The following is a 19,229-nucleotide window of genomic DNA, read 5'->3' as shown; positions in this document are numbered from 1 at the left end:
GGTTGTCCAGGGAGGGCTACTTCACGCGTTGTACTTCTTCCCAGACTGCATCGTAATAAGCCCGCTCCAGCCGGAAGTGCTCGGCCAAAGACGTCAGGAACGCATTCTGAAACCCGAGGTCCGGAATACGCCGTGAGATCAGCGCCCATTCACGCTTGGCCCGCGGCGGCACCAGGCTGATATGCACTTCGTAGTACTCCGCGTCATCCTGGCTCAAGCCCGCGTTGCGCAGGGCGTTGTACAGCTTGCCGTGGTTGCCCGGCACCACCAGTTCGGTGATGTAGAACACCGCCAGGCCCCAGCCGACATCGGGGTTGCGGAAACAGCGTGCGCGGTTGTTGAGGTAGGCGATTTCCTCGGGCATCGTCGAGAGCGCCTCGAAATCGGCATTCAGGCCCACGGCGGCAAGCAGCTTGGCTAACAGGCGGGGGTGGGAGCGCCGCTCGTCTTCTTCGCCCAACTCGCCGTAGAGATAACGCGCCAGGGCGGCCGCTTCGTCCACGTCGGTCAGGTTGACCAGCAGGTCGGCGGCATCCCGGTACAGGCGGTACGTGCGGAACCACTGGTGACGCAAAAACACCTGCAGTTGCTCGCGAGAGGCTTTGCCTTCAAACACATACTGCGACATCGGATGGTTTTCCCGCGACTGCGCGGCAATCTGCTCTTCCAGGCGTTGCTGGAAACCGGCCTCGGACAAGGGGGATGCCAGGTCGGCTGACGGCATGAAACGCTCTTGTACGCTATAGACGGCATTGGCCAGCCAGCGCCGGGTCGAGGCGGTGGCCACGTCATCGCTCAGCGACAGGATGTACAGCAATTGCTGGCACTGCGCTGCATTCGCGGCGTCGCCACGTTGGCCGGTCTCGCACAGGGCGCGCAGCATATTGGCAGCAATTTCGATGCGATTGAACGTCGCGTCCGGCTTCAAGGCTTCCGCCAACAGACGGGCTTCGGCCGTGTGAATATTCTGCAATTGCGGCAGGGAAAAATTACGTGGGCTCATCATGTGCTCCATTATTTTTGTTTTCGGATCGCAGGTCGTTCAGGCAGACAGGCGTTGGGCCTGCATCTGCTGCCACAGGCTGTCGAAGTAGGCTTTGTTGATTTCGAAGTGGCGCTTGAGTGCGCGCATGAACGTGCGCTGAAAGCCCTCCTCGCTGGCGAACTTGGCAATCAGTGCCCACATTTCCTCGGTGTCGATCTCATCCTGGGTGCCATGCAAACGGTGGAATTCGCTGGGCTGCTCTGGAACGTCGAGGCGCTGCAACAGCTCGTAGATGCGCCGATGGTTGACGCAACTGACAGACTCCACCGCATACAGCAGCGCAAGGCCCCAGGCGACATCCGTGTGGCGCACACAGCGAATACGATTATTCAGGTAGGCCTTTTCCAGCGGATGCAGCGCGGGAAAGTCGATGGCCAGCGGAATATCGAAATACTCCATCAGATGGGCGAGCATCGCCGGGTGCGAACGCTCCGGTGTCTCAGCCCCTGCTTCGCCGTACAGGTTGCGGTAAAACACCGAGGCGTCCTCGATGGCTTCGAAGCGAAAAGCCAGTTCGGCCAGCAGGCTGTAGAAGTTGTAGGAACGGGTCCAGTGATGCTCCAGGAAGAAGCGCACATCCTGCACCGGCGGCGTACCTTGGAACAGGTGTACCGACATCGGGTGGTTGACCCGGCTGCGTGCGGCGATTTCAGCGTCGACCTGTTGACGGAACTCCTCCACCGGCAACGCGGTGAAGCCCGGCACGTCGGCGGCGAACTCATCTTCGACGCGGTAGACCTCGCTGGCCATCCAGCGCCGGGTCGGCTCGGTGCGCGGGTCACCTGGAATGTGAAGTTGCAGCAGGGCTGACTGGTAGTGCGCGTAGGCGCCAGCGTCTCCCGCCAGGCCTTGCCGAGTCAGTGCGAGCAGCGCTTCCAGCGCGCGGATGACCTGGGTGTAGTTGGCGCCGGGTTCCAAGGCATTCGTCATCAGCCGCGAGGCGGTGGTGAACAGATCGGAATCCGAGCGTTGTTGCAGGGTAGCAGTATCCATTGATAACCCCTGAATCTTGTTTTTGTGGTGGGACATACTCGGAAAAAAGCCTAAAGGTTCCCGTAGTGGCAAGGTCAACACCTGTAGGAAAATTCTTTCAAGGCTTGGCGATGGGAGGTGATGGCGTCAGGGCGGAGCCCCAATTAGCCGTTACCGCAGGAATGGATATGTACACGATCCAACTGTATCGGCTGTCAGGCCGTCTTCGCAGGCAAGCCAGCTCCCACAGTTAGATCGCGGTGCGTCAGTTAGATCAGCGTCGGCTGTCAGTCCGTCACGGGAGCAAGCTCACTCGCCACAGGTCCAGCGTCGCACCAAAGTTGTGTAGTTACCTATGGTCGTCGCCGGCGAGCCAGCGCCCACAGTTGGATCGGGGTGCCAGGTAGATAGGGTCGGTCATCAGACCAACGCCCTGCGCTCAAGCACAAAGCGCGGCAACTGATCCCCAGGCAGTGCCTTGCTGAAATACCAGCCCTGGATAAACAACTCAGGCCCGTTACTCAAAAAGGCCAATTGCTCAGCCGTCTCGACCCCTTCCACTACCACGCCCAGGTCCAGGGCCTCGCAGAAGCGCAACATACCGGTGAGCACCTGGGCGCCTTTAGGGTCGTGCTGGGCAACCACAAAACTGCGGTCGATCTTGATGAAATCCACAGGAAACTGATGCAGATAGCTCAACGCAGAAAACCCAGTGCCAAAATCATCCAGATAGACCTTGGCCCCCATGGCTTGCAACTTCTGGATGGTCTGGCGGGTGGCCGGGATGTCGCTGACCAGCGCGTCTTCGGTAATTTCCACTGAAACTTGCCCACGGGCCTGGCCAAGAATTTCCACCAGGCGGTCGCCATAGGCGGCGTCCTTTAGTGTGGTACTGGAAATATTGATGGTCATCGGCAGTTCAAAACCCATCTTCTGCCATTTCTGATACTGGCGCACGGCCTGGGATGCCACCCACACATCCACGTCCGGCATCAGCCTGGCGTGCGCCAGCCATTGCAGGAACTCCCACGGCGAATGCACCGTGCCCTGGCTGTCCCGGGCGCGCATCAGCGCCTCGCACCCGGTGCACAAACCGGTGCGGGTGGAGACCTGGGGTTGAAACTCAAGATAGAACTCGTAATCGCTGATCTGCTGGATGCGGTTCAACTCAGCCGCCTGGCGGGCCAATGTCTGGTGGGTGGCCAGCACCGGGTCGAACTCTAGCAGACGGCCTTTTTCCTCAAGGCCGCGAAAGGTCATGTCCAAAGATTTGAGATACACCGTGCCGCCATCGCTGGACTGGCGATGAATCGCTCTCACGTAGGGCGCATACACCAGCGTGCCGGCCCCCAGCAGAACGATCTGCAACACCACCGCCGCCACGTCGCCATGGGTGCTGAGGTATGCATTGAGCAGCACCGGGGCGGTAAACGGCACGCTGGCCACCGCCGGCGACACCCAGCCCAGTTGTACCACCATCAACGCCACCATCGCGTTGAACGCCGGTACCAGTAGAAACGGTATAAACAGGCGCGGGTTGAGGATGATCGGCAAACCGAACAACAGCACCTCGCTGACATTGAATAACGACAACGGCAAACTCGCTACCGCCAGCAAGCGCATGGACTGGCTTTTGGAAAACAGCAGGATCGCCAGCAGCAGGCATAAGGTTGCCCCCGAACCACCGATAAACGCAAAACTGCCCAGCAAGCCGTTATTGAGCAAGTACAGCACCGGCTCCCCCGCCGCCAACGCTGCGCCATTGAGCGCCACGGCCTGGTCCAGGGCATCGAATAGCGGCTGCATGGCATACACGCCGTGAATGCCGAAGAACCACAGCAGCGAATTCATCAGTGTCACAAACAACCCGCTGCCGTAAGGCGTCTGCAACGCATCAAGCACCTGCGGACCCTGGATTTGCGCCACATGGGGTATCAACAGCAGCAACGACAACACCGTCACCAACGACAAGGCCGTGAGTGCGCCGGGTATCACCATGTTGATGGTGCCCTTGAGGTTATGGCCGACCAGGTCTTGGTTGACCAGGCGTGTCCAGCGAAAGCGGTGCAGCCAGGCAATGGCAGGCACATTGATCAAGGGCGAAGCAATGGCAATAAACAGCAGGAACGTGGCCGAAGCACGCGGGTAATCACGCAGCACGAAGGTGGCGACCACCACATGGGCCAGGCACAGGAAGGCAACCGGCAGCTGTGGCAGACGGTGTTGAATCGCCAACATATAACCGATGGAGGCCGCGACCAGCAGTGGGATCACCGAACTGATCTGTTTATGCAACCCCGCCAGGAAACTCACCACTTGGGGATCGAACCCCAGCGCCAGGGCGCATTCGGACAGAATCAGGAAGCCGGCGGACACCAACAGGCACGGCAGAATCCACAGCAGCCCCTCACGAATCGCACGCAACGACTCCGTGCTGGCCAGGACCGCCAGGCGCTGGGTCAGGAAAAGTTTGAACAGGGTGTGCGCCATGGGCCGTCCTCTGCCTGTCACCGACTGCCGCTGAAGATCAGCGGCCGGAAACACCGCTAACGCTACACGCCCTGATAGCCGAAGCGAAAGCCTTTATCCCCGCCCCAGCCCGGCTTTTTACCAGTGAATGCCTGGCTGCTAGACTAAATCCCTACAGATTTATCGAACTTTCTGACTTGAATCATCCCCTAAGGCTGTCTGAGTCGGTATCATCCGCACGGTTTGTGCGTGTTAAACGATGTTACAACCTGTCTGATAATGGGTACGCACTCAGGGAATCTTGCCTGGAACGACAACAGGCCAAAGGAGAGAACCTCACTATGCAAGACAAGCGCTCAAGTAACATGCGTCCTCTATTCGTCACCATTGTGCTGTGGTTGTGCAGCGTGGTGTTGCTGTTTGTGATCAAGAACGTCATTGAATTGTTTACCGGGCCTGTGGCTGAAACCTGGGTAGACCTGACGCTGGTGCTGATCGCCTATCTGATGTTTTTCTTGCTGGCGCCGTTGCAGAACTGGATGCGACGCAGGTCGCGCAAGCGTGCCCGCCATCACCTCAACGCACGCACGTCCGATAGCAGCTCTCATCCTTCTCGTTAAGGTGTCTATCTGTGTCGACGCCTAACGATACTTATCAGCTTGCACTGGACAGATTTCTGCGCGAACAACCGCAGGTCGCTGCCGAGCTGGACAGTCTTAACCCGCTGGTAGCCCAGGCCAGGGGCGAAACCCTGGCGCAGTATCGCGCTGAACGCCTGCATGAGGCTTTCGAGGCACACGCTGAACAGCAACAGCTGTTCGCCTGGGAATTGACCCTCAAGCTGACGGCCGATTCCACCGAAGTCTTCGAGGCCCAGCGCCGTGAAGTGCATAAAGAAGTCGCACAGATGGCGGGCATGGACTGGCTGGAGTACTGCCAGTTGCACGGCTTGGCCGTTTGACCTCTTCCCTACAAGCGCCAGCGTGGCCGGTTGCGCCCCATGACTTGGCGCAACTCGGCGACCGTTATGCTTCGGTGCTGCGGGTCCACCGCGAGCGCAGCCTGTAACGCCGCCCAGCAATGCCTGGGCAACTGCGCAGGCCGGGACAGCCGGTCCATTGCGCAACGTTCGCCAACGCGCTTGCCATGGGCCAGTTCGTATAGGATGCAGGCCACGCCGTACAAGTCGGCGGCCGCGGTCAACGCCCCGCCGGCCAACAGTTCCGGGGCTGCGTAGGCAGGTGTCCAGGCATTGAAACGACTGCGGCTGACACTCGGCAAACCCACCCCAGCCTGCCCGGCGGCATGGCCCAGCCCAAAGTCGAACAAGCGCACGCCCTCCTCGCCCACCATGACATTGGCTGGTTTGACGTCACCGTGCAGCACGTTTTGCTGGTGGGTGTAGACCAAGGCATCCAGCAACTGCACGGCGATGGGTTGCAGTTCGCGCCAGGGCAACCCATAAGGGCATTCCAGCAGCAGACGGTCCAGGGTCAGCCCCTGCAACAACTCCATGGTGAAGAACGCGACCTGGCTGTGTGTGTCGACTTCGAACGAGAACGTCCGTACCACGCGGTCGTGCCGAAGGCTGCGGGTCAACGCAAACTCGTTGTACAACAACACATGCGCATCGGGACATTGGGAAATGGATTCGTCCACCAGCTTGAGCGCCACGTTCGAACAGCGCTCGCCTAATTGCTCGTGCAGCAGGTCGCGCGCACGGTACACAACGCCCATACCCCCTCTGCCCAAGACATGCTCAAGGTGATAACGCCCAACCAGCAGACGCAAGGCTTGTGGCGACGCGCTCAAGGCTGCACGACAACCGCGGTCAGGTCATCATGTACCGGCCTGCGCAACGCCCCTGCAAATAGCCGTTCCACTGCCTGCTGGGGCGTTTGCATACTCAACGCTCGTCCCAGGTCCACATGGCTGAGGGCCTGATACAAACCATCACTGCATAATAAAAATACATCCCCTGGGCGGGTACTGAGTTCCAATGCCTCAAGGTGCAACCGCGAACCCGCGCCCACGGCTCGGGTCAAGGCCCTGGCATCGGGGTAGGCCTGGGCTTGCGCGGCACTGAGGTGACGCTCGTCCATGAGCCGCTGCAGCAACGAATGGTCCTTCGACAATTGGTAGAGACTCTGCCCGCGCCATAGATAGCAGCGACTGTCTCCCGCCCAGAGACAAGCCGCCCGGCCTTTCTCCAGCAGCAGTGCAACTACGGTACTGCCCATCGTCGCGTCAGCAGGTGCACCAGGTTCTATCCATGCACGCCTCAACCCTTGGTTGACGCCCTGCAAACAACTGCGAACGGCCTGGATACGCTGATCGAGGTTGCCCTGAGCCGACACGGCTGCCAACTGCCTGATTACCCATTGGCTGGCGAAATCCCCGTTGCGATACCCGCCCATGCCATCCGCAACCGCCCAGCAGCTGCGGCGCGGGTCGTCCAGGAATGCATCCTCGTTGCGCAGCCGCGCCTGCCCCTGCTGTGTACGACCAGCGCTGCGCCAGGGGGCTGCCATCTTCACAGTTGCTCCGGCAAGCGAAAGGTGCGCCACGTATCCACATCAAACGGGACAGGCGTGCGTTGGCTGGTCAGCAGGTAATTGACGCGCAGGCCGGCGAGGTCTGCCTTGAAAACCTGAGCATTTTGCCCACTGGCGGGTTCTCTCTGCAGCTGGTCCAGAAACCGGAACAGTGACCAAGCCCCTGTGTTCTTCTCGATTCCCAAGGGTCGCTGCTCGGTGCCTTTCTCCAGGACGAGACTGCTGCGCCCATTGTCTGCATCGGTGGGCCAACGGAACGCCACGGGCACGATGGGACCGTGGCGATATTCCAATTGCTGGTCACCCACGCGCAGAATCGCACGACTGATCGATGGGTCCAGGCTGTAGGGCGCCACGGTAAACCGCACAGATAACTCCTCCGTGTCCTCGGTAAAAAAACCGCGGCGTATGGCCTGGGTTTTTGTCAATTGCTCCAACAGCGAACGCGAAACCGGCAAGCTCTGGCCATCCAGCCCACGCAATCGGTAGCGAGTGCCGTCGACACTGATGAAAGGCCGCAGGTAGTTCTCATAAAAGCGCGCCATCACCCCTCGTGGCTTGAAGAACTCCTGAAAATCATGAAGGGCTACGTCATTGCTCGCGTTGGCATGGAACGGGTAACGTCGTCCAATTGCCTTGGCGTAAGGGCTACGCACATCGCTCTGATAGCGTTGGTTGACGTGCACATAGGCCTGCTCCAGCAAATGCCGCCAACTCTCGTCGGCCAGGCCCTCAAGCCAGCCGGCAACGGGTAGCGGCAGACGCGCAGCGGCATCACGCAGGCTACCCAGCACATCCTGCTGCCCCTCCATACGCTGCCGGGCACGCAGGAAGGCTGCCTGCTCGGGTGCGCTGTCACGGTTCAATGCCGTCAGTTGCAAGTGCAGTTCATCCAACTGACGCAAAGCCTGGGTCAACTCTGCTCCGGGGTTGTTCTGCTCATCCAGCAATTGATGCAAAGGCTCGAATTTTTGTTGCAACGCCCGCCGCGCAGCATCAGCAAAAGCCACTGGCCCAGCCACCAGCGCCGCCTTGGCCACGTCTGCGGGATGTTGCACTACTTTATCGAGCAGCTCATGACCTGGCAGCAAACGCGTGTTTTCACGCAGCTGTTGCAACAACCGAATCAAAGGGGACTGGGCCGAAGTCAGGCTCATGAGTTGCTCGGCGTCCTGGCGTAGGCTGTCGGTCTCTTGCAGCGTGATACGGCCGAGAACATCGCTCCAGGCATCGGCATATTCACTGAAATAGCGCTGTTGCAATTGCGCCATCAGCCGACTCAAATCTTGATGGCCCAGGTCGGCACCCTCACCGAGCACCCAGTTATCCCGGGCAATGGTGTCAACCAACCGTGGGCCCTGCGTCTCAAAGTACTGCAGATACCTTTTGGTATAGAAACCCGGTACGGAGGGGGCGATACCAGCGAATACATTGCCCTCGGCCAAGCGCAAGGGTTCCAGGTCGCGAGCTTGTTCGCGCAGTACCCGATACACCACGTCGGCCAATGACTCGCCCCTCAGTGCTTCGCGAGCCTGAGCCACCCGTTCCTCGTTGAGCGGCCCGACAAACGGGCGCTCAAGCAGCCGCGCAAAGTGATCAGTCAGGCGCTTCTGTGTCGACATGTCCCCGGCAAAACGCTCCGACCAGAGGCTCGCCATATGTTGTGCCAGCCAAGCAGTCTCACGGCGCTCGCGCAAGTTGAGCATCAAATACGCGCGCAGATTGACCAATAGCCGGTCCCGATCTCCCAGGCTGGCATATACCTGCTCGTCCAGTTGGGCGGTTATCCAACGCAGCAATTGCTGGTGCAGTGCCTGCTCATAGGCGTGTTCGACACTGGGCCGACTCAGCTCGCCCTGATACAGCCCAACGTGCTCGACCAGGCGCACATCTGCCGACCTGGGAAAAACCCGGGTCGCCGCCAGCCGCGTATCCAACAGCGCCAACAGCGCCGTGCTGTCATCGCTGGCTTGCGAGCCAAGCGGCGGGAGAGCTACCAGTGCCGCCAACTGCGCCAGTCGTTGATGGTTGACGGCATAACTGTGCCACCACAGCCCGCCGACACCGCCAATAACCAAGGCTACGGCCATCGCTTGCAACCCCTGGCGCCAACGGATTCGCTGTCGTTCCTCGGCCTGCAAGCCAGCGAGGTCGGCTTCGGCAAAGATTGCCTGGCTGAACAGGCCCTGCACAAATCGCGGGTGCCGGCCATCGGCGCAGGTCAGGAAAATCCCTCGCAGACCATTGATGGGTTGGTAGCGATGAGAGGAAAACGCCATTTCAGCGAACAGATTCACGCGTTCACCTATTCGTGCCACCTGCTGGGGGAATCCCAGCATCAGCCCCCGGCGCTCGACATTGCGCTCCTGGTGCAATCGCCCGATCAGCTCACTATTCAAGCGCTGTAACAATCGCTCGACGGCCCGGCGAACCTGCGTAGTGTCAGTATCCTCGACATGGGCGTCCAAGTGCTGCCCAAGCAAGCTGTCAGCACTCTCTGCGTGGGGCAGGTCGAAGAACTCAGCGAATCCCGACAACCGATCGGCCTGGGTCAAAACCAGGTAGATCGGCACATCCACATGCAACGTCTGCTGAATCTCCTGCAAACGTGAGTGCACACGGCGTGCGTGATGATCCAGGTCGTACTCGTTGATGCTCAACAACGTGTCGACCGACAGCGTCACCACTACACCATTCAGCGGACGCACTCGGCGCCGCCATCTGAGCAGATTGAGCAGGGTTGCCCAACCTGCGGCATCCACTGAGCTGTCAGGCTGGGTAAGGTAGCGCCCCGGCGTGTCGACGAGTATGCCTGCGGCGGCAAAGTACCATTCACAATGAGTGCTACTGCCCATTGGTCGCCCTTGGGCAGGGTCGAGCGCCAACGGCAAGCCGGCGGCAGCCAGTAACTGCGTTTTGCCACTGCCCGGCTCGCCGATCAACAGGTACCACGGCAGATCATGGCGCCACCGTGCGTTATGCACGCCATAATGGCTGGATGTTTTCAGCAGATGCACAGCGTTTTTGAATCGAACGCTTACCTGACGGCGCTCATCCTCGACCCACTTCAACGGCTGCTCACGCGGGGGCCTTTGGCGCCTGGTAGCACTACCAGTATCCGTAAGCGCTATCACCAGCCCCCACAGTAAAAACACGATGCTGATGGTAAGCAGGCGAGCAGTCGTCCCCTGCCAGATACGATAGTCATCCACTGCCAACAGCGGCCCTAAAAACCACACGAGTGCCGCACAGGAAAGCGCCAGCAGAAGGCTCCAAACCCAAACCCTGCCCAGCACGGCGCCCATCCTCTTGAAGAATGCGCTCATTCATTGCTCCAGCGTTTACAAGGGCGTACGAATCAGGTCCGACGCCGAGAATTGAAGGGGTTGCAGTGCATTCGATCGTTCCTTGCTCAGTACCCAGGCAAATCCTGTATACAGAGCCAACAAACAGCTCAGGGTGAATGCCACACACCAGGTGACGGGAATGACACGGATCCGCTTGTGCGGGTCCTTCCCCTGTATGGCAGGCAGTAGCGGCGCCTTCAGCGGTTCCCCACGTACATGCCTGATCTGGCGATACAAGGCATCACGAACAGCCTCAAGTTGTGACGCGCCCCGCTCCATGACCCGGTATTTGCCCTCGAACCCCAAAGATAGACACAGGTACAAAAGCTCCAGCATCGCCAGGTGCTTGAGGGGGTCGCGCGACAGCCGCTCCAGCAGTTGGAAAACTTTTTCGCCCCCGAAGGTTTCGTTATGAAAGCGGCTCAACAGGCTCTTTTTCGACCACTCGCTCTGCGCCCCCCACGGAGTTATCAAGACCGCCTCGTCAATCACACTGCACAACACATAACGCGCCGATATTATCTGGCTGCTTTCCACGCCGCCCTGCAAAGCGTGGGTTTCAAATTGATTGACAGCCAACGACAACCGCTCGTTGAGCGTGTCCCAACTTTCACGGCCAGAGCAGCGCCTGAGCCCTACAACCTCGGACAATACCGCCCAGGCTGCGTCGACTATAGGGTTGAGCCCAACCTGGAAGCTTTGCGTATCGAGCCTGAGGCCGGCGTAGATCATCCGATCTTCCAACTGCTCATAACGCGGCGGCGACGGGAAGTCCGTTAATGGTCCTTGGGCAGGCCCATGACTTTCCCGGTCAAGCAAGACGGTTTTTTCATCTTGAGTGCATTCACTTTCCATGGCGTTCAATTCCTGATGGCCCAGAAGTCAAGTTCAAGCCCGGTGAACTCACCTCCTACGTGGAAAGCGAAACCACCTGACTGCTCCAGTTGTGCGATATCACGAGCGCTCATATCGAGCATGAAGTAGGTCTTGCCGGCGTGAAATGGAATCTGTCGCGGCGCCACTGGCAACGACGTGACCTTGATACCGGCCAAGTGCAGGTTGACCAATTCACGTATGCGCTCAACCGGCGCGACTTTCAGGTGTGCCGGCAGACGCTGGCGCAGTTCCTGCGCCTCACACTGCGCAGTGGCCGCCAAAATGAAGGTGGCCGTACCAAGCAATTTCAACTCGCTGACTGGGCATACCAGGACGCCATATTGGCGCGGCTGCAAAGCCAACTTGATCGCCTGTTGCTCCAACACCACAGACAGCACCAAGCGCACCTGCTCCATCAGCCCACGAAAACTGGCGCCCTGATCACCGTGTTGGTAATGAACGTTCAACTGCGCACGCTTACTGTCACTGGCGAACGTTGATAACTCACCGAGCAGGGACACCAGCGCACGGAACACTGCTTCGGGCCGCACCCGAGCCTGGCTCAGGCAGTGGCGCAGCTCCAGCTCGGTACGATTGATTACTTGCAGCATCAGGAAGACAGCGATTTGTGTGCCTGCGGTCGTGCTCTCGCCACGAATACGTGCAGCGATGGCATCGCCCCTGCTGACAAGCAGGCCGATCACCTCCTTGAGACACGACGCCACGTACCCATGCTCCTGCACGAAAATGAACGTAGGGATGAACGTTGTATCCAGGTTCACTCCCCCCTCGTCGGTGGCGTCCAGTACCTGGGCGATCTTGAGTTTGACGAAGTGCTCGTCATGCGGGTGTTCGCCCAACAGAAGACGTAAGTCGGGACGTGCGCAGTTGATCCGGCAACGCGTATCCACACCCGCATTGGCATCTCCCACTTCCACTTCGCAGCTGACGTAGCGTGCCAGCACATCACTCTGTCCTGGCTGGCGAACTTCAAGGTGACTGCCACTGGCCAACGGGAGCGCCAGGAAAACGCCTTGTCTGCCCGTGTCGGTGGGTACCTGCAACACCAGAGGTTCCATGCCGGGGCTCAACTCAAACAGGCTACCGTCCGGCAAAACGCCGCTGGCCTGGTTGACCACCAGCTTGCCCAGCTTGAGGTACTGCAAATTGAGTTCCAGCGTGAGCAAGCCCCAGGTATCACTGCCCAACAAGCGCGTCTGGGTGAGTTGTTGATGATAATAACGGTCGTTGTGCTGCAAGTGCTGTGGCCGCAACAGCATGCCTTCTTGCCAGATAACTTTCTGAGCCTGCATGTCACTGCGCCTCCAGGCCGGCGAGTGAGCCAGCAACGCGTATACCGGTCTGATCCAATACCAGATCAGCACGGTTACGTTGTTGCACGGTCAGCGGGATCAGTAGCCGCCACTGGACATTGGGCAGGTCTCGATAAGCCGCCAGCACCCCCACGAAACGACTGTCAGGTCCGATACGAAGCTTGAGCCCCAGGCGGTCCCCAGGGCGCAATTCAAGTTCGTCGCTGTTTACCCAGTCCTTGGACAGCGTCTGCTGCGCATTGCCATACAGACCGAAGAAGTCGGCATGTTCAAAAGCGACGCCCTGGCGCAGTTCAATCAACTGCACCACAACTGGCGAGGGGCGGCCATGCAGATCCGGGTTGACGAGTTCACTGGCGGTCAGCGCCATGTCTAGCTTGGTCAGCTTAGAAAAAGGCGAGGCGGCGCTGCAACCTGTCAATAGCCCGAACATGAGCAACAGCAAAGCAAGGGTGACTCGGTACATGAGCATTATCCTGGAAAATCAATATGCAGGCTGGAGATCAGGCGCACCTGCTCCTCATAGGCCTTGGCGAAGTCGCCCCCCAAAGGACGATCACTCAATCGCTCTTGCGCCACCAGACGCTGGTAATGACGCTGGTACGCACGCCAATGCCCACCATCCGAGAAAAACCCGACCGACTTGCCCGAGGACTCGAAGCATCCCAACAGATAGCTGGGCTCAAAGGCCGCACGGGCGTTGCGCAAGGTGCTTCGACAGGCGGCCAACAGTGCGACCTGATGCGCTTGCAGTTCCCGGTGAGCCTGGGTGATAGCCCGTACAGCGGGCATCTGGCCTAACGCACTTATATCCAACATCGCAGCTACCGCAGCATCGATGTCGCTACACGCTTTCAAGGGATTAAGGCCCACACCATGGCTGCCGAACGGCGCTGTATCCAACTCGTTATTCAATTCGTCACGGGTGCGCAAACTTTGTTGCAACCCTTCGATCGTCAGGCGAAATAAGCGCGCCACCTTGATCGCCAGTGCTTGCCGACCCGGTTGATCGAGCGTATTCAGGTCCAGGCCCAAGGCTGCTGCAAATTGTGGCCAGAACTCGTCATCAGTCGGCACAGTCATCGCTGCCTGTACCGTAGCAACCTCTACCGCGGGTTCTTCCCGACGTGGGAAGACCACGTGCTCCCGGTCAGCCCCGTAGCGATCCGTCCACACTTGCTGCTCATCGGCGGACTCGTTCAATGCCTCCAGATCCTGCGAAAAGGCATGCATACGGCAATCAAGGTCCAACTGATGCGAAGGGCCCAGCGAGAGGAAGGCGTCTTCAGGGATCGTTACTGCCGAGGCGGCCTGCAAGCCGCCAGCAGGTTGCGGTGGCTCCAGCAAGCGCGCACGTATCGCCAACGCTCCCAGCTCGAACACTTCGCCATCACTGATCAATCGCGCGTGCCCCTTGCGCAGGCGCTCATGACTCCCTGCCACCCTGATTCCGTTGCGGCTGATATCCGTGAGGAAATAGCGGCCCTCGCGGTAGGCGACCAGTCCATGGTGGCTGGAGAGCACGCGGCTGGCGTCAGGTATTACCCAATCACATTCCGAGCCGCGGCCGATCACGCCACCACTCACGTCAAACACTTTGCGGTCCAGGGGCACGTTCTTTTCGCTCTCGGGCGCGCAGATCTCAAACACAAGCTGCATCTTCATGACCCTCCATTCAGCGGCCACGAGTGATCGCCTGTGGGTCACCCACAGGATGGTACTCAGCGTCATCGAATACATAGTTGGCGTTACAGCCACCCAGCAAAAACAGTACAAGCACGACGATGTGCCATGGACGATCAGGCATCGGCTTTCTCCCATAGTGAAAATAAGGTGCGTCATTCAGCGTTCTTCCCTGGCATCGCCAAAGGGAATGTTCAAGCGGGCAAGACGGTAGAGCAGCGTACGCCGGGCAACCCCTAGCTCCCGTGCCGTACGGGTGCGATTACCGCGATTCTTGTGCAGGCAATCGAGCAAAAACGTGCGCTCCACTCGCTCCATGCGCTGGCGCAGGGTCGCTTCATCGGTAGCGGCTGGCGTCAGTGTCATTGGCAGCGCCAGATGCTCCGGTCGGATCACGCTGTCGTCACACAACAGCACGGCGCGCTCCACCAGGCATTTGAGCTCGCGTATGTTGCCGGGGAAGCTGTGGCTGGAAAGTTGATCAAGGGCGGTATTCGACCAATCGACAGGTGACCTTTCCAGCGCTTCGCAAACCTTGTCCGTGAAATAGCGCGCCAGTTGCTGTACATCGCCGTCTCGCTCGCGCAGGGCCGGTAGAGTGATGGGAAACTGAGCAAGCCGATAATAGAGATCCTCGCGAAAGCGCCCCTCGGCAACCATCGCCGCGAGGTCGCGATGGGTGGCAGCAATGATGCGGACATCAACCTTATGGGCTGCACTGGCGCCCAGTGGGCGAACCTCGCCCTCCTGCAATACCCGCAGCAACTTGGCTTGCAGTGACAGCGGCATATCGCCGATCTCATCCAGCAGCAACGTACCGCCATGCGCAGCGTCGAACAGCCCCGCGTGATTGCGCTCGGCGCCAGTGAACGCGCCTTTTCGGTAGCCGAACAGTTCGCTTTCAAGCAACCCTTCCGGGAACGCTGCGCAGTTCTGCACGACAAAGGCCTTGGCCTTGCGCGGCCCGGCGGCATGGATGGCGCGGGCCACCACTTCCTTGCCAGTGCCGGTCTCACCGTGCAGCAGCACGGTATAAGACGTGTGCAGCACTTTACTGATCAGCCGGCACGCCTGCTCCATTGCCGCACTGGTGCCAATCAAGCCATATGTTCCAGCCAACGGTTTGTCGCATCTGCGCTTTGTGCCAACGATGGGCTGGATATCGCGCAGTGCGAGTAACTGATTCAAGGCGAAGCTGCCCAAATGCCCCAAGGATGAGGCGTAGACTCGCAACTGGACCGACTGCTGGCGGGCGAAGACCAGCACACCGGTCATACGTTTGCATCGGCTGAGCAGCGGCACGATCAATAGCGCACGCCAGGGTATCGCCATTGCCGGGAGGAAGCGGGTGTCATACCCACTGTCTTGCACATCCTCCAGACTCAGGACGGAGCCCTGGTTCAAGGTTGCGTGCAGCAGCCCTTGGTGGGACTGATCGGGACACGCAGGCGCAACGGAGAGCGATGGTATCTGGGCCATATGTTGAGCGGTCAGTTCAAGCCGGCCGGTCACTTCGTCCAGCAGATACAATTGGCTGAGCTCACACTGGCTCAGCCGTGCCGCCCCGGTAACGCATCCTTCAAGTAACGAATGTTCATCGCGCTCGAACCCCAAGCGTGTGAAACAGGCAGACAGCGCGTCGACATAAACCAGCGGGTCGGCCTCTTTACCAAGCAGGTTATCGGTCATGGGCTGCACTCGTCGAAACACGCCAGGGCCAGCACTGTGTCGGTCTTGCCGACAGCGCGCCGATCAGTTGTTGCAGGTCCGCATTAGTCATGGTCATTAATCCCTGATGAATTGTGGGTCAGCGTGACCACGCCATCGGCCTGTTCATGCGCCAGCCAAGTGGTCCAGCCCAGGCGGCAAACTGTGTTCTCACCAATATGCAAGGCCTTGATCTGGCCCTGCGCCAACATCAGGCTCAGGTCGTAGTCCAAGGGGTCCCGCAGGGTCAGGCGCACCAGCGAACGCAGTGGTTGGTAGGCACTTCCGGTGGGCAGAAAATCGTGGAAACGCTCCCAGCACAGCGCCCGGACATGCACCCTGAACTTGCCACTGCGGTCAGCGATGCGGTGCCCCAGAACCAGGTCATCGCCAAGAGCACTATTGGCCCGCCCCAGATGATTGCGCTGCGTCTGGCAGACCTCGACCGTACGTGCAACCCATTGCTCTAGAAACAACGCCTCGTGCATGAAGTAGTAACGCAGGACCGACTCGATCAACGCCGCCGAATGCACCCGTAAACTCAGCAAGCCAAGGTAAGGCAGCAAGCGCTTGCAATCGACTTGGCAAACGCCCCGTATCGCAGCTGCGCCCAGCCCTATCAAGGCAAACATCTGCTCGGAAAACCTATCGTTGGCACCTGCCCGGAAACACGCCCGATAGCGGTACTTGCGCCAGATCGGCAGCATCAGCCGGTGCAGCCGATGGTGGAACAGGTCGAGGAAATCCCGAGTCGGGTTGCCACCCGAGCGCTCGGCGAATGCCTGCTCACCATAAAACGCGGGCAGTGGTGACCCCGCACCGAATAACCCCAACACATTCAGACGCAGGCGTGCGCGCAATTGGCCCTGTTCCATAAAGAACTCCACCCGGTCAATATCGTGCGCGGCAAACCCGAGACCAGGGTTGGCCTGGAACTCCAACTGGTCGTACAGCGCGTCGTCATCTAAAAGCGGATGGGCCTCGCGCAAATGCTCGATAACCTGCAGAACCGCCTGAAACAACGTGAACTCACGGATAACGCGACAAAGTTGAGTCAGAGCTGGGGTTGCTGTCCCATCTGGGATGGCCATAGATACACGTCTCCTTGTGTGCTGATGACCCGCAACTCGTGATACGAATTGAGGCTGGCATAAAGCGCAAAAAACTCATTTAGAACGCAAGCGAATACAAACAGGTCGCCCTGGCCAACAAAGCCCTGGGAATCGACCGTCAGATCGATCCGCACGCCTCGGATGGGCAGCCCGCGGTGCAGGCGATCCACTGGCTCTTGGCGGATGGAGAGCAAGGCGCCCAGTCTTTTCTGGCTGACCTTCAGGGCCTGGCGATCGTAATAACGCGACAAATCGTAGGACTCCAGAATCACTTTCAAGGCATTGATATCGGTCAACGACAAATAGTTGAGCGACATGTTGCTGATGAGCTTCCACAGATAGTCTTGGTCCAGTGGTGGTGCGAAGCTCGCCGTTGGCGCGGTGATGTTGCGGAACGTCAACGACTCCGGCGTCTGCTCACCGGGCAGATTGATATCACCCGCACGCAGTTGGCGCGGCAGGTTGCAATTAGTACAGGTCAGTTCGACCGACAAGGTTTCATGGCCCCGTTCGCGGCGGTTGCCAAACCCCATCCAGGTATCGAGCCCGGCATGTTGAACCGACGAGCGTTGGCGAATGCTGTAGCTGGGCGGTGCCGCCAGGGGCTCAGTGTCGCAGTCATGCTCAAACGACTCGAACGGCACGTAGGTTTGATAGCCCAAGCCACCGGGGCGCCACCCAGTGACCTGATCCACGGAAAAGACGCTGGCATTACCCGGCGTATATTCCCCGGGCACCAAGAGGTACTCATCCTGCTTTCCATCCAGGCGAATAGGAATCGCATCCTGCTTGAACAGGTTGACGATGGGCGTGCAATACAACTTTATGTTGTCCAGGGTGGGACGCTGAGGTTCACGGCCGTGAGTGCGATGTTCAAAGCGCATTACCATGCCATGCGCCTGCCGGAGCAGCTCGTGAGACAGCGTGTGCAGCACACTCAGACCTTCAACGTCGACAAACAGGTACTTCTCGGGAAAAGCAAAGTACTCCTGCAGGTGTCGATAACCCCCCAGGGCATTCTGCGGATAAGGAATCAACGCCTGCTCCTTGGAGAATCCCACCGGCCGAACCTGGTCAGCAGCGAGCCGTAGCATCACGGGCATGCCATCGCTGGCGATGATCGGCATACCGTCGTGATCCAGTAACAGCAGGCAGATCCCATCGAGATGACGCAACAGGTTCAGATACAGGCCCTGACTGACATAAGGATCTCCGGCCAGGTGCAAGCGCAGTGAATCAAATGCCAACTCGCTGAAGTTACCTGCGACACTCATGCTCAGGTGCAAATCCAGACGGGCCCCTTCGCCCTGGCTCCGGTATTCCAGGCCACTGAGTTGCAGGGGCATGACATCGGTGGCGTAGCATGTACGGAACCGGCAACGCTCGCCGTGGATGGTGGCGCTTTCCACGGCGGTGTCCCGACCCACTCGAACACCGGGACCAGCGCGTTTCAACGGATCGAATTGCAGGATGCTGAAGGCCGGTATCGGCCGCATGTAATGAGGCCAGAGCAAGTGCATCAACGAATGCGTCAACTCCGGCAGTTCGTCATCCAGCTTCTGGCGCAGGCGCGCGGTCAAAAAGGCAAAACCCTCCAGCAAGCGTTCGACATCCGGGTCCTGGCCAGCCTCGGCGAGAAACGGCGCCAGGGCGGGATTGCGCTCTGAAAAACGCCTGCCCAGTTGGCGCAGGGCACTGAGTTCGCTTTGAAAATATCGGTCAAGCGTCATCGGTAAAAACCTCAACCCGCCCGGCATCCGTGAGGCGGGCGTGGAACACCACGGGCTGCAGGATGCCGTCAATGGCCCGCTCAGCCTCGATGGCAAACGCCAACTCCAGGGATTCACGCGCCCCCGGCAACAGCCTGACACGTGCATTCGTCAACCGCGGTTCATAGGCCTGGATAAAGCGCTCGATATGTAGACGCGACTGGCTCAAGGACTCATGCAAGCTAAGCCGCATGTCATTGAGGTCCGGCAGCCCATAATCAGGCAATGTCTTGACACTGCCCGCGCGAGTGCTGAGCATTTTCCCCAGATGGGCAGCAATGGACGCCGCCCCGCCCTCCGGGGGCGACGCACCGCATTCGAGGCGTTCGAAAAGGCTGCCGTGCTCTGGCATGCCGTAGC

Annotated in this window: 17 protein-coding genes; 2 read left to right on the top strand and 15 right to left on the bottom strand. The window is 59.3% G+C overall.

Annotated elements, in window-relative coordinates:
- Nucleotides 1-16: 16 nt before the first annotated feature.
- From OC445_RS14080 to OC445_RS14070, 3 genes are all read right to left on the bottom strand, one after another.
- Nucleotides 17-1,003: an HOASN domain-containing protein gene (locus OC445_RS14080; RefSeq protein ID WP_060764836.1), complete on the bottom strand. Its 987-nt coding sequence runs from the start codon at nucleotides 1,001-1,003 to the stop codon at nucleotides 17-19.
- A gap of 39 nt (nucleotides 1,004-1,042) precedes the next feature.
- Complete coding sequence (locus OC445_RS14075; RefSeq protein WP_054898538.1) at nucleotides 1,043-2,038, bottom strand: HOASN domain-containing protein; 996 nt, start codon at nucleotides 2,036-2,038, stop codon at nucleotides 1,043-1,045.
- Between the two features lie 399 nt (nucleotides 2,039-2,437).
- Nucleotides 2,438-4,507: an EAL domain-containing protein gene (locus OC445_RS14070; RefSeq protein WP_034126092.1), complete on the bottom strand. Its 2,070-nt coding sequence runs from the start codon at nucleotides 4,505-4,507 to the stop codon at nucleotides 2,438-2,440.
- A gap of 344 nt (nucleotides 4,508-4,851) precedes the next feature.
- Between OC445_RS14070 and OC445_RS14065 the strand changes: the two genes are divergently transcribed.
- Entirely contained in the window at nucleotides 4,852-5,106 is a 255-nt protein-coding gene (locus OC445_RS14065) for a hypothetical protein (RefSeq protein WP_230032401.1), read from the top strand.
- A gap of 11 nt (nucleotides 5,107-5,117) precedes the next feature.
- Complete coding sequence (locus tag OC445_RS14060) at nucleotides 5,118-5,447, top strand: DUF6388 family protein (protein ID WP_054898536.1); 330 nt, start codon at nucleotides 5,118-5,120, stop codon at nucleotides 5,445-5,447.
- A gap of 8 nt (nucleotides 5,448-5,455) precedes the next feature.
- On the opposite strand, the gene OC445_RS14055 is transcribed toward OC445_RS14060, so the two are convergent.
- The 12 genes from OC445_RS14055 to tssE all read right to left on the bottom strand — a co-directional run bounded on the left by OC445_RS14055 (nucleotide 5,456) and on the right by tssE (nucleotide 19,221).
- Nucleotides 5,456-6,298, bottom strand: coding sequence for a serine/threonine-protein kinase (locus OC445_RS14055; protein ID WP_080757681.1), 843 nt, complete (start codon nucleotides 6,296-6,298; stop codon nucleotides 5,456-5,458).
- Complete coding sequence (locus OC445_RS14050) at nucleotides 6,295-7,017, bottom strand: PP2C family protein-serine/threonine phosphatase (protein WP_054898535.1); 723 nt, start codon at nucleotides 7,015-7,017, stop codon at nucleotides 6,295-6,297. Before OC445_RS14050 ends, OC445_RS14055 begins: the two co-directional genes overlap by 4 nt.
- A 2-nt stretch (nucleotides 7,018-7,019) precedes the next feature.
- On the bottom strand, nucleotides 7,020-10,367 hold the full coding sequence (tssM, locus tag OC445_RS14045) for a type VI secretion system membrane subunit TssM (RefSeq protein WP_181125344.1): 3,348 nt from the start codon (nucleotides 10,365-10,367) through the stop codon (nucleotides 7,020-7,022).
- A 15-nt stretch (nucleotides 10,368-10,382) separates the two neighbouring features.
- Nucleotides 10,383-11,243: a type IVB secretion system protein IcmH/DotU gene (gene icmH, locus OC445_RS14040; RefSeq protein WP_054898533.1), complete on the bottom strand. Its 861-nt coding sequence runs from the start codon at nucleotides 11,241-11,243 to the stop codon at nucleotides 10,383-10,385.
- Between the two features lie 5 nt (nucleotides 11,244-11,248).
- On the bottom strand, nucleotides 11,249-12,577 hold the full coding sequence (gene tssK / locus OC445_RS14035) for a type VI secretion system baseplate subunit TssK (protein ID WP_262020192.1): 1,329 nt from the start codon (nucleotides 12,575-12,577) through the stop codon (nucleotides 11,249-11,251).
- Nucleotide 12,578: 1 nt separating this feature from the next.
- Nucleotides 12,579-13,064: a type VI secretion system lipoprotein TssJ gene (gene tssJ / locus OC445_RS14030; RefSeq protein WP_034126100.1), complete on the bottom strand. Its 486-nt coding sequence runs from the start codon at nucleotides 13,062-13,064 to the stop codon at nucleotides 12,579-12,581.
- A gap of 5 nt (nucleotides 13,065-13,069) precedes the next feature.
- On the bottom strand, nucleotides 13,070-14,263 hold the full coding sequence (gene tagH, locus OC445_RS14025; protein WP_054898531.1) for a type VI secretion system-associated FHA domain protein TagH: 1,194 nt from the start codon (nucleotides 14,261-14,263) through the stop codon (nucleotides 13,070-13,072).
- A gap of 10 nt (nucleotides 14,264-14,273) precedes the next feature.
- Nucleotides 14,274-14,405 (bottom strand): hypothetical protein, encoded by a 132-nt coding sequence (locus OC445_RS14020; protein ID WP_034126102.1) that lies wholly within the window; start codon nucleotides 14,403-14,405, stop codon nucleotides 14,274-14,276.
- 35 nt (nucleotides 14,406-14,440) lie between these two features.
- A complete protein-coding gene (locus tag OC445_RS14015) occupies nucleotides 14,441-15,970 on the bottom strand; it encodes a sigma 54-interacting transcriptional regulator (RefSeq protein ID WP_054898530.1) in 1,530 nt (509 codons plus the stop codon).
- Between the two features lie 83 nt (nucleotides 15,971-16,053).
- Nucleotides 16,054-17,079 (bottom strand): type VI secretion system baseplate subunit TssG, encoded by a 1,026-nt coding sequence (gene tssG / locus OC445_RS14010; protein WP_054898529.1) that lies wholly within the window; start codon nucleotides 17,077-17,079, stop codon nucleotides 16,054-16,056.
- Nucleotides 17,043-18,830, bottom strand: a complete 1,788-nt coding sequence (gene tssF, locus OC445_RS14005) for a type VI secretion system baseplate subunit TssF (protein WP_054898528.1) — start codon at nucleotides 18,828-18,830, stop codon at nucleotides 17,043-17,045. The genes tssG and tssF overlap by 37 nt, the downstream gene beginning before the upstream one ends.
- Entirely contained in the window at nucleotides 18,820-19,221 is a 402-nt protein-coding gene (tssE, locus tag OC445_RS14000) for a type VI secretion system baseplate subunit TssE (RefSeq protein WP_054898539.1), read from the bottom strand. The genes tssF and tssE overlap by 11 nt, the downstream gene beginning before the upstream one ends.
- Nucleotides 19,222-19,229: the final 8 nt, after the last annotated feature.

The sequence above is a fragment of the Pseudomonas sp. Pse35 genome, from assembly GCF_024519715.1.
In the GTDB taxonomy this organism is placed as follows: Bacteria; Pseudomonadota; Gammaproteobacteria; order Pseudomonadales; family Pseudomonadaceae; genus Aquipseudomonas; species Aquipseudomonas paracarnis.
This window is presented reverse-complemented; position numbering and strand designations above follow the sequence as displayed.

What these genes read in the sequence shown, in the direction of transcription:
- OC445_RS14065 (WP_230032401.1), top strand. Translation starts at nt 4,852, where the DNA reads ATGCGTCCTCTATTCGTCACCATTGTGCTGTGGTTGTGCAGCGTGGTG.
- tssK (WP_262020192.1), bottom strand. Translation starts at nt 12,577, where the DNA reads ATGCAGGCTCAGAAAGTTATCTGGCAAGAAGGCATGCTGTTGCGGCCA.
- tssG (WP_054898529.1), bottom strand. Translation starts at nt 17,079, where the DNA reads ATGGCCATCCCAGATGGGACAGCAACCCCAGCTCTGACTCAACTTTGT.
- OC445_RS14080 (WP_060764836.1), bottom strand. Translation starts at nt 1,003, where the DNA reads ATGAGCCCACGTAATTTTTCCCTGCCGCAATTGCAGAATATTCACACG.
- tssE (WP_054898539.1), bottom strand. Translation starts at nt 19,221, where the DNA reads ATGCCAGAGCACGGCAGCCTTTTCGAACGCCTCGAATGCGGTGCGTCG.
- OC445_RS14050 (WP_054898535.1), bottom strand. Translation starts at nt 7,017, where the DNA reads ATGGCAGCCCCCTGGCGCAGCGCTGGTCGTACACAGCAGGGGCAGGCG.
- icmH (WP_054898533.1), bottom strand. Translation starts at nt 11,243, where the DNA reads ATGGAAAGTGAATGCACTCAAGATGAAAAAACCGTCTTGCTTGACCGG.
- OC445_RS14075 (WP_054898538.1), bottom strand. Translation starts at nt 2,038, where the DNA reads ATGGATACTGCTACCCTGCAACAACGCTCGGATTCCGATCTGTTCACC.
- OC445_RS14020 (WP_034126102.1), bottom strand. Translation starts at nt 14,405, where the DNA reads ATGCCTGATCGTCCATGGCACATCGTCGTGCTTGTACTGTTTTTGCTG.
- tssF (WP_054898528.1), bottom strand. Translation starts at nt 18,830, where the DNA reads ATGACGCTTGACCGATATTTTCAAAGCGAACTCAGTGCCCTGCGCCAA.
- tssJ (WP_034126100.1), bottom strand. Translation starts at nt 13,064, where the DNA reads ATGTACCGAGTCACCCTTGCTTTGCTGTTGCTCATGTTCGGGCTATTG.
- OC445_RS14070 (WP_034126092.1), bottom strand. Translation starts at nt 4,507, where the DNA reads ATGGCGCACACCCTGTTCAAACTTTTCCTGACCCAGCGCCTGGCGGTC.
- tssM (WP_181125344.1), bottom strand. Translation starts at nt 10,367, where the DNA reads ATGAGCGCATTCTTCAAGAGGATGGGCGCCGTGCTGGGCAGGGTTTGG.
- tagH (WP_054898531.1), bottom strand. Translation starts at nt 14,263, where the DNA reads ATGAAGATGCAGCTTGTGTTTGAGATCTGCGCGCCCGAGAGCGAAAAG.
- OC445_RS14015 (WP_054898530.1), bottom strand. Translation starts at nt 15,970, where the DNA reads ATGACCGATAACCTGCTTGGTAAAGAGGCCGACCCGCTGGTTTATGTC.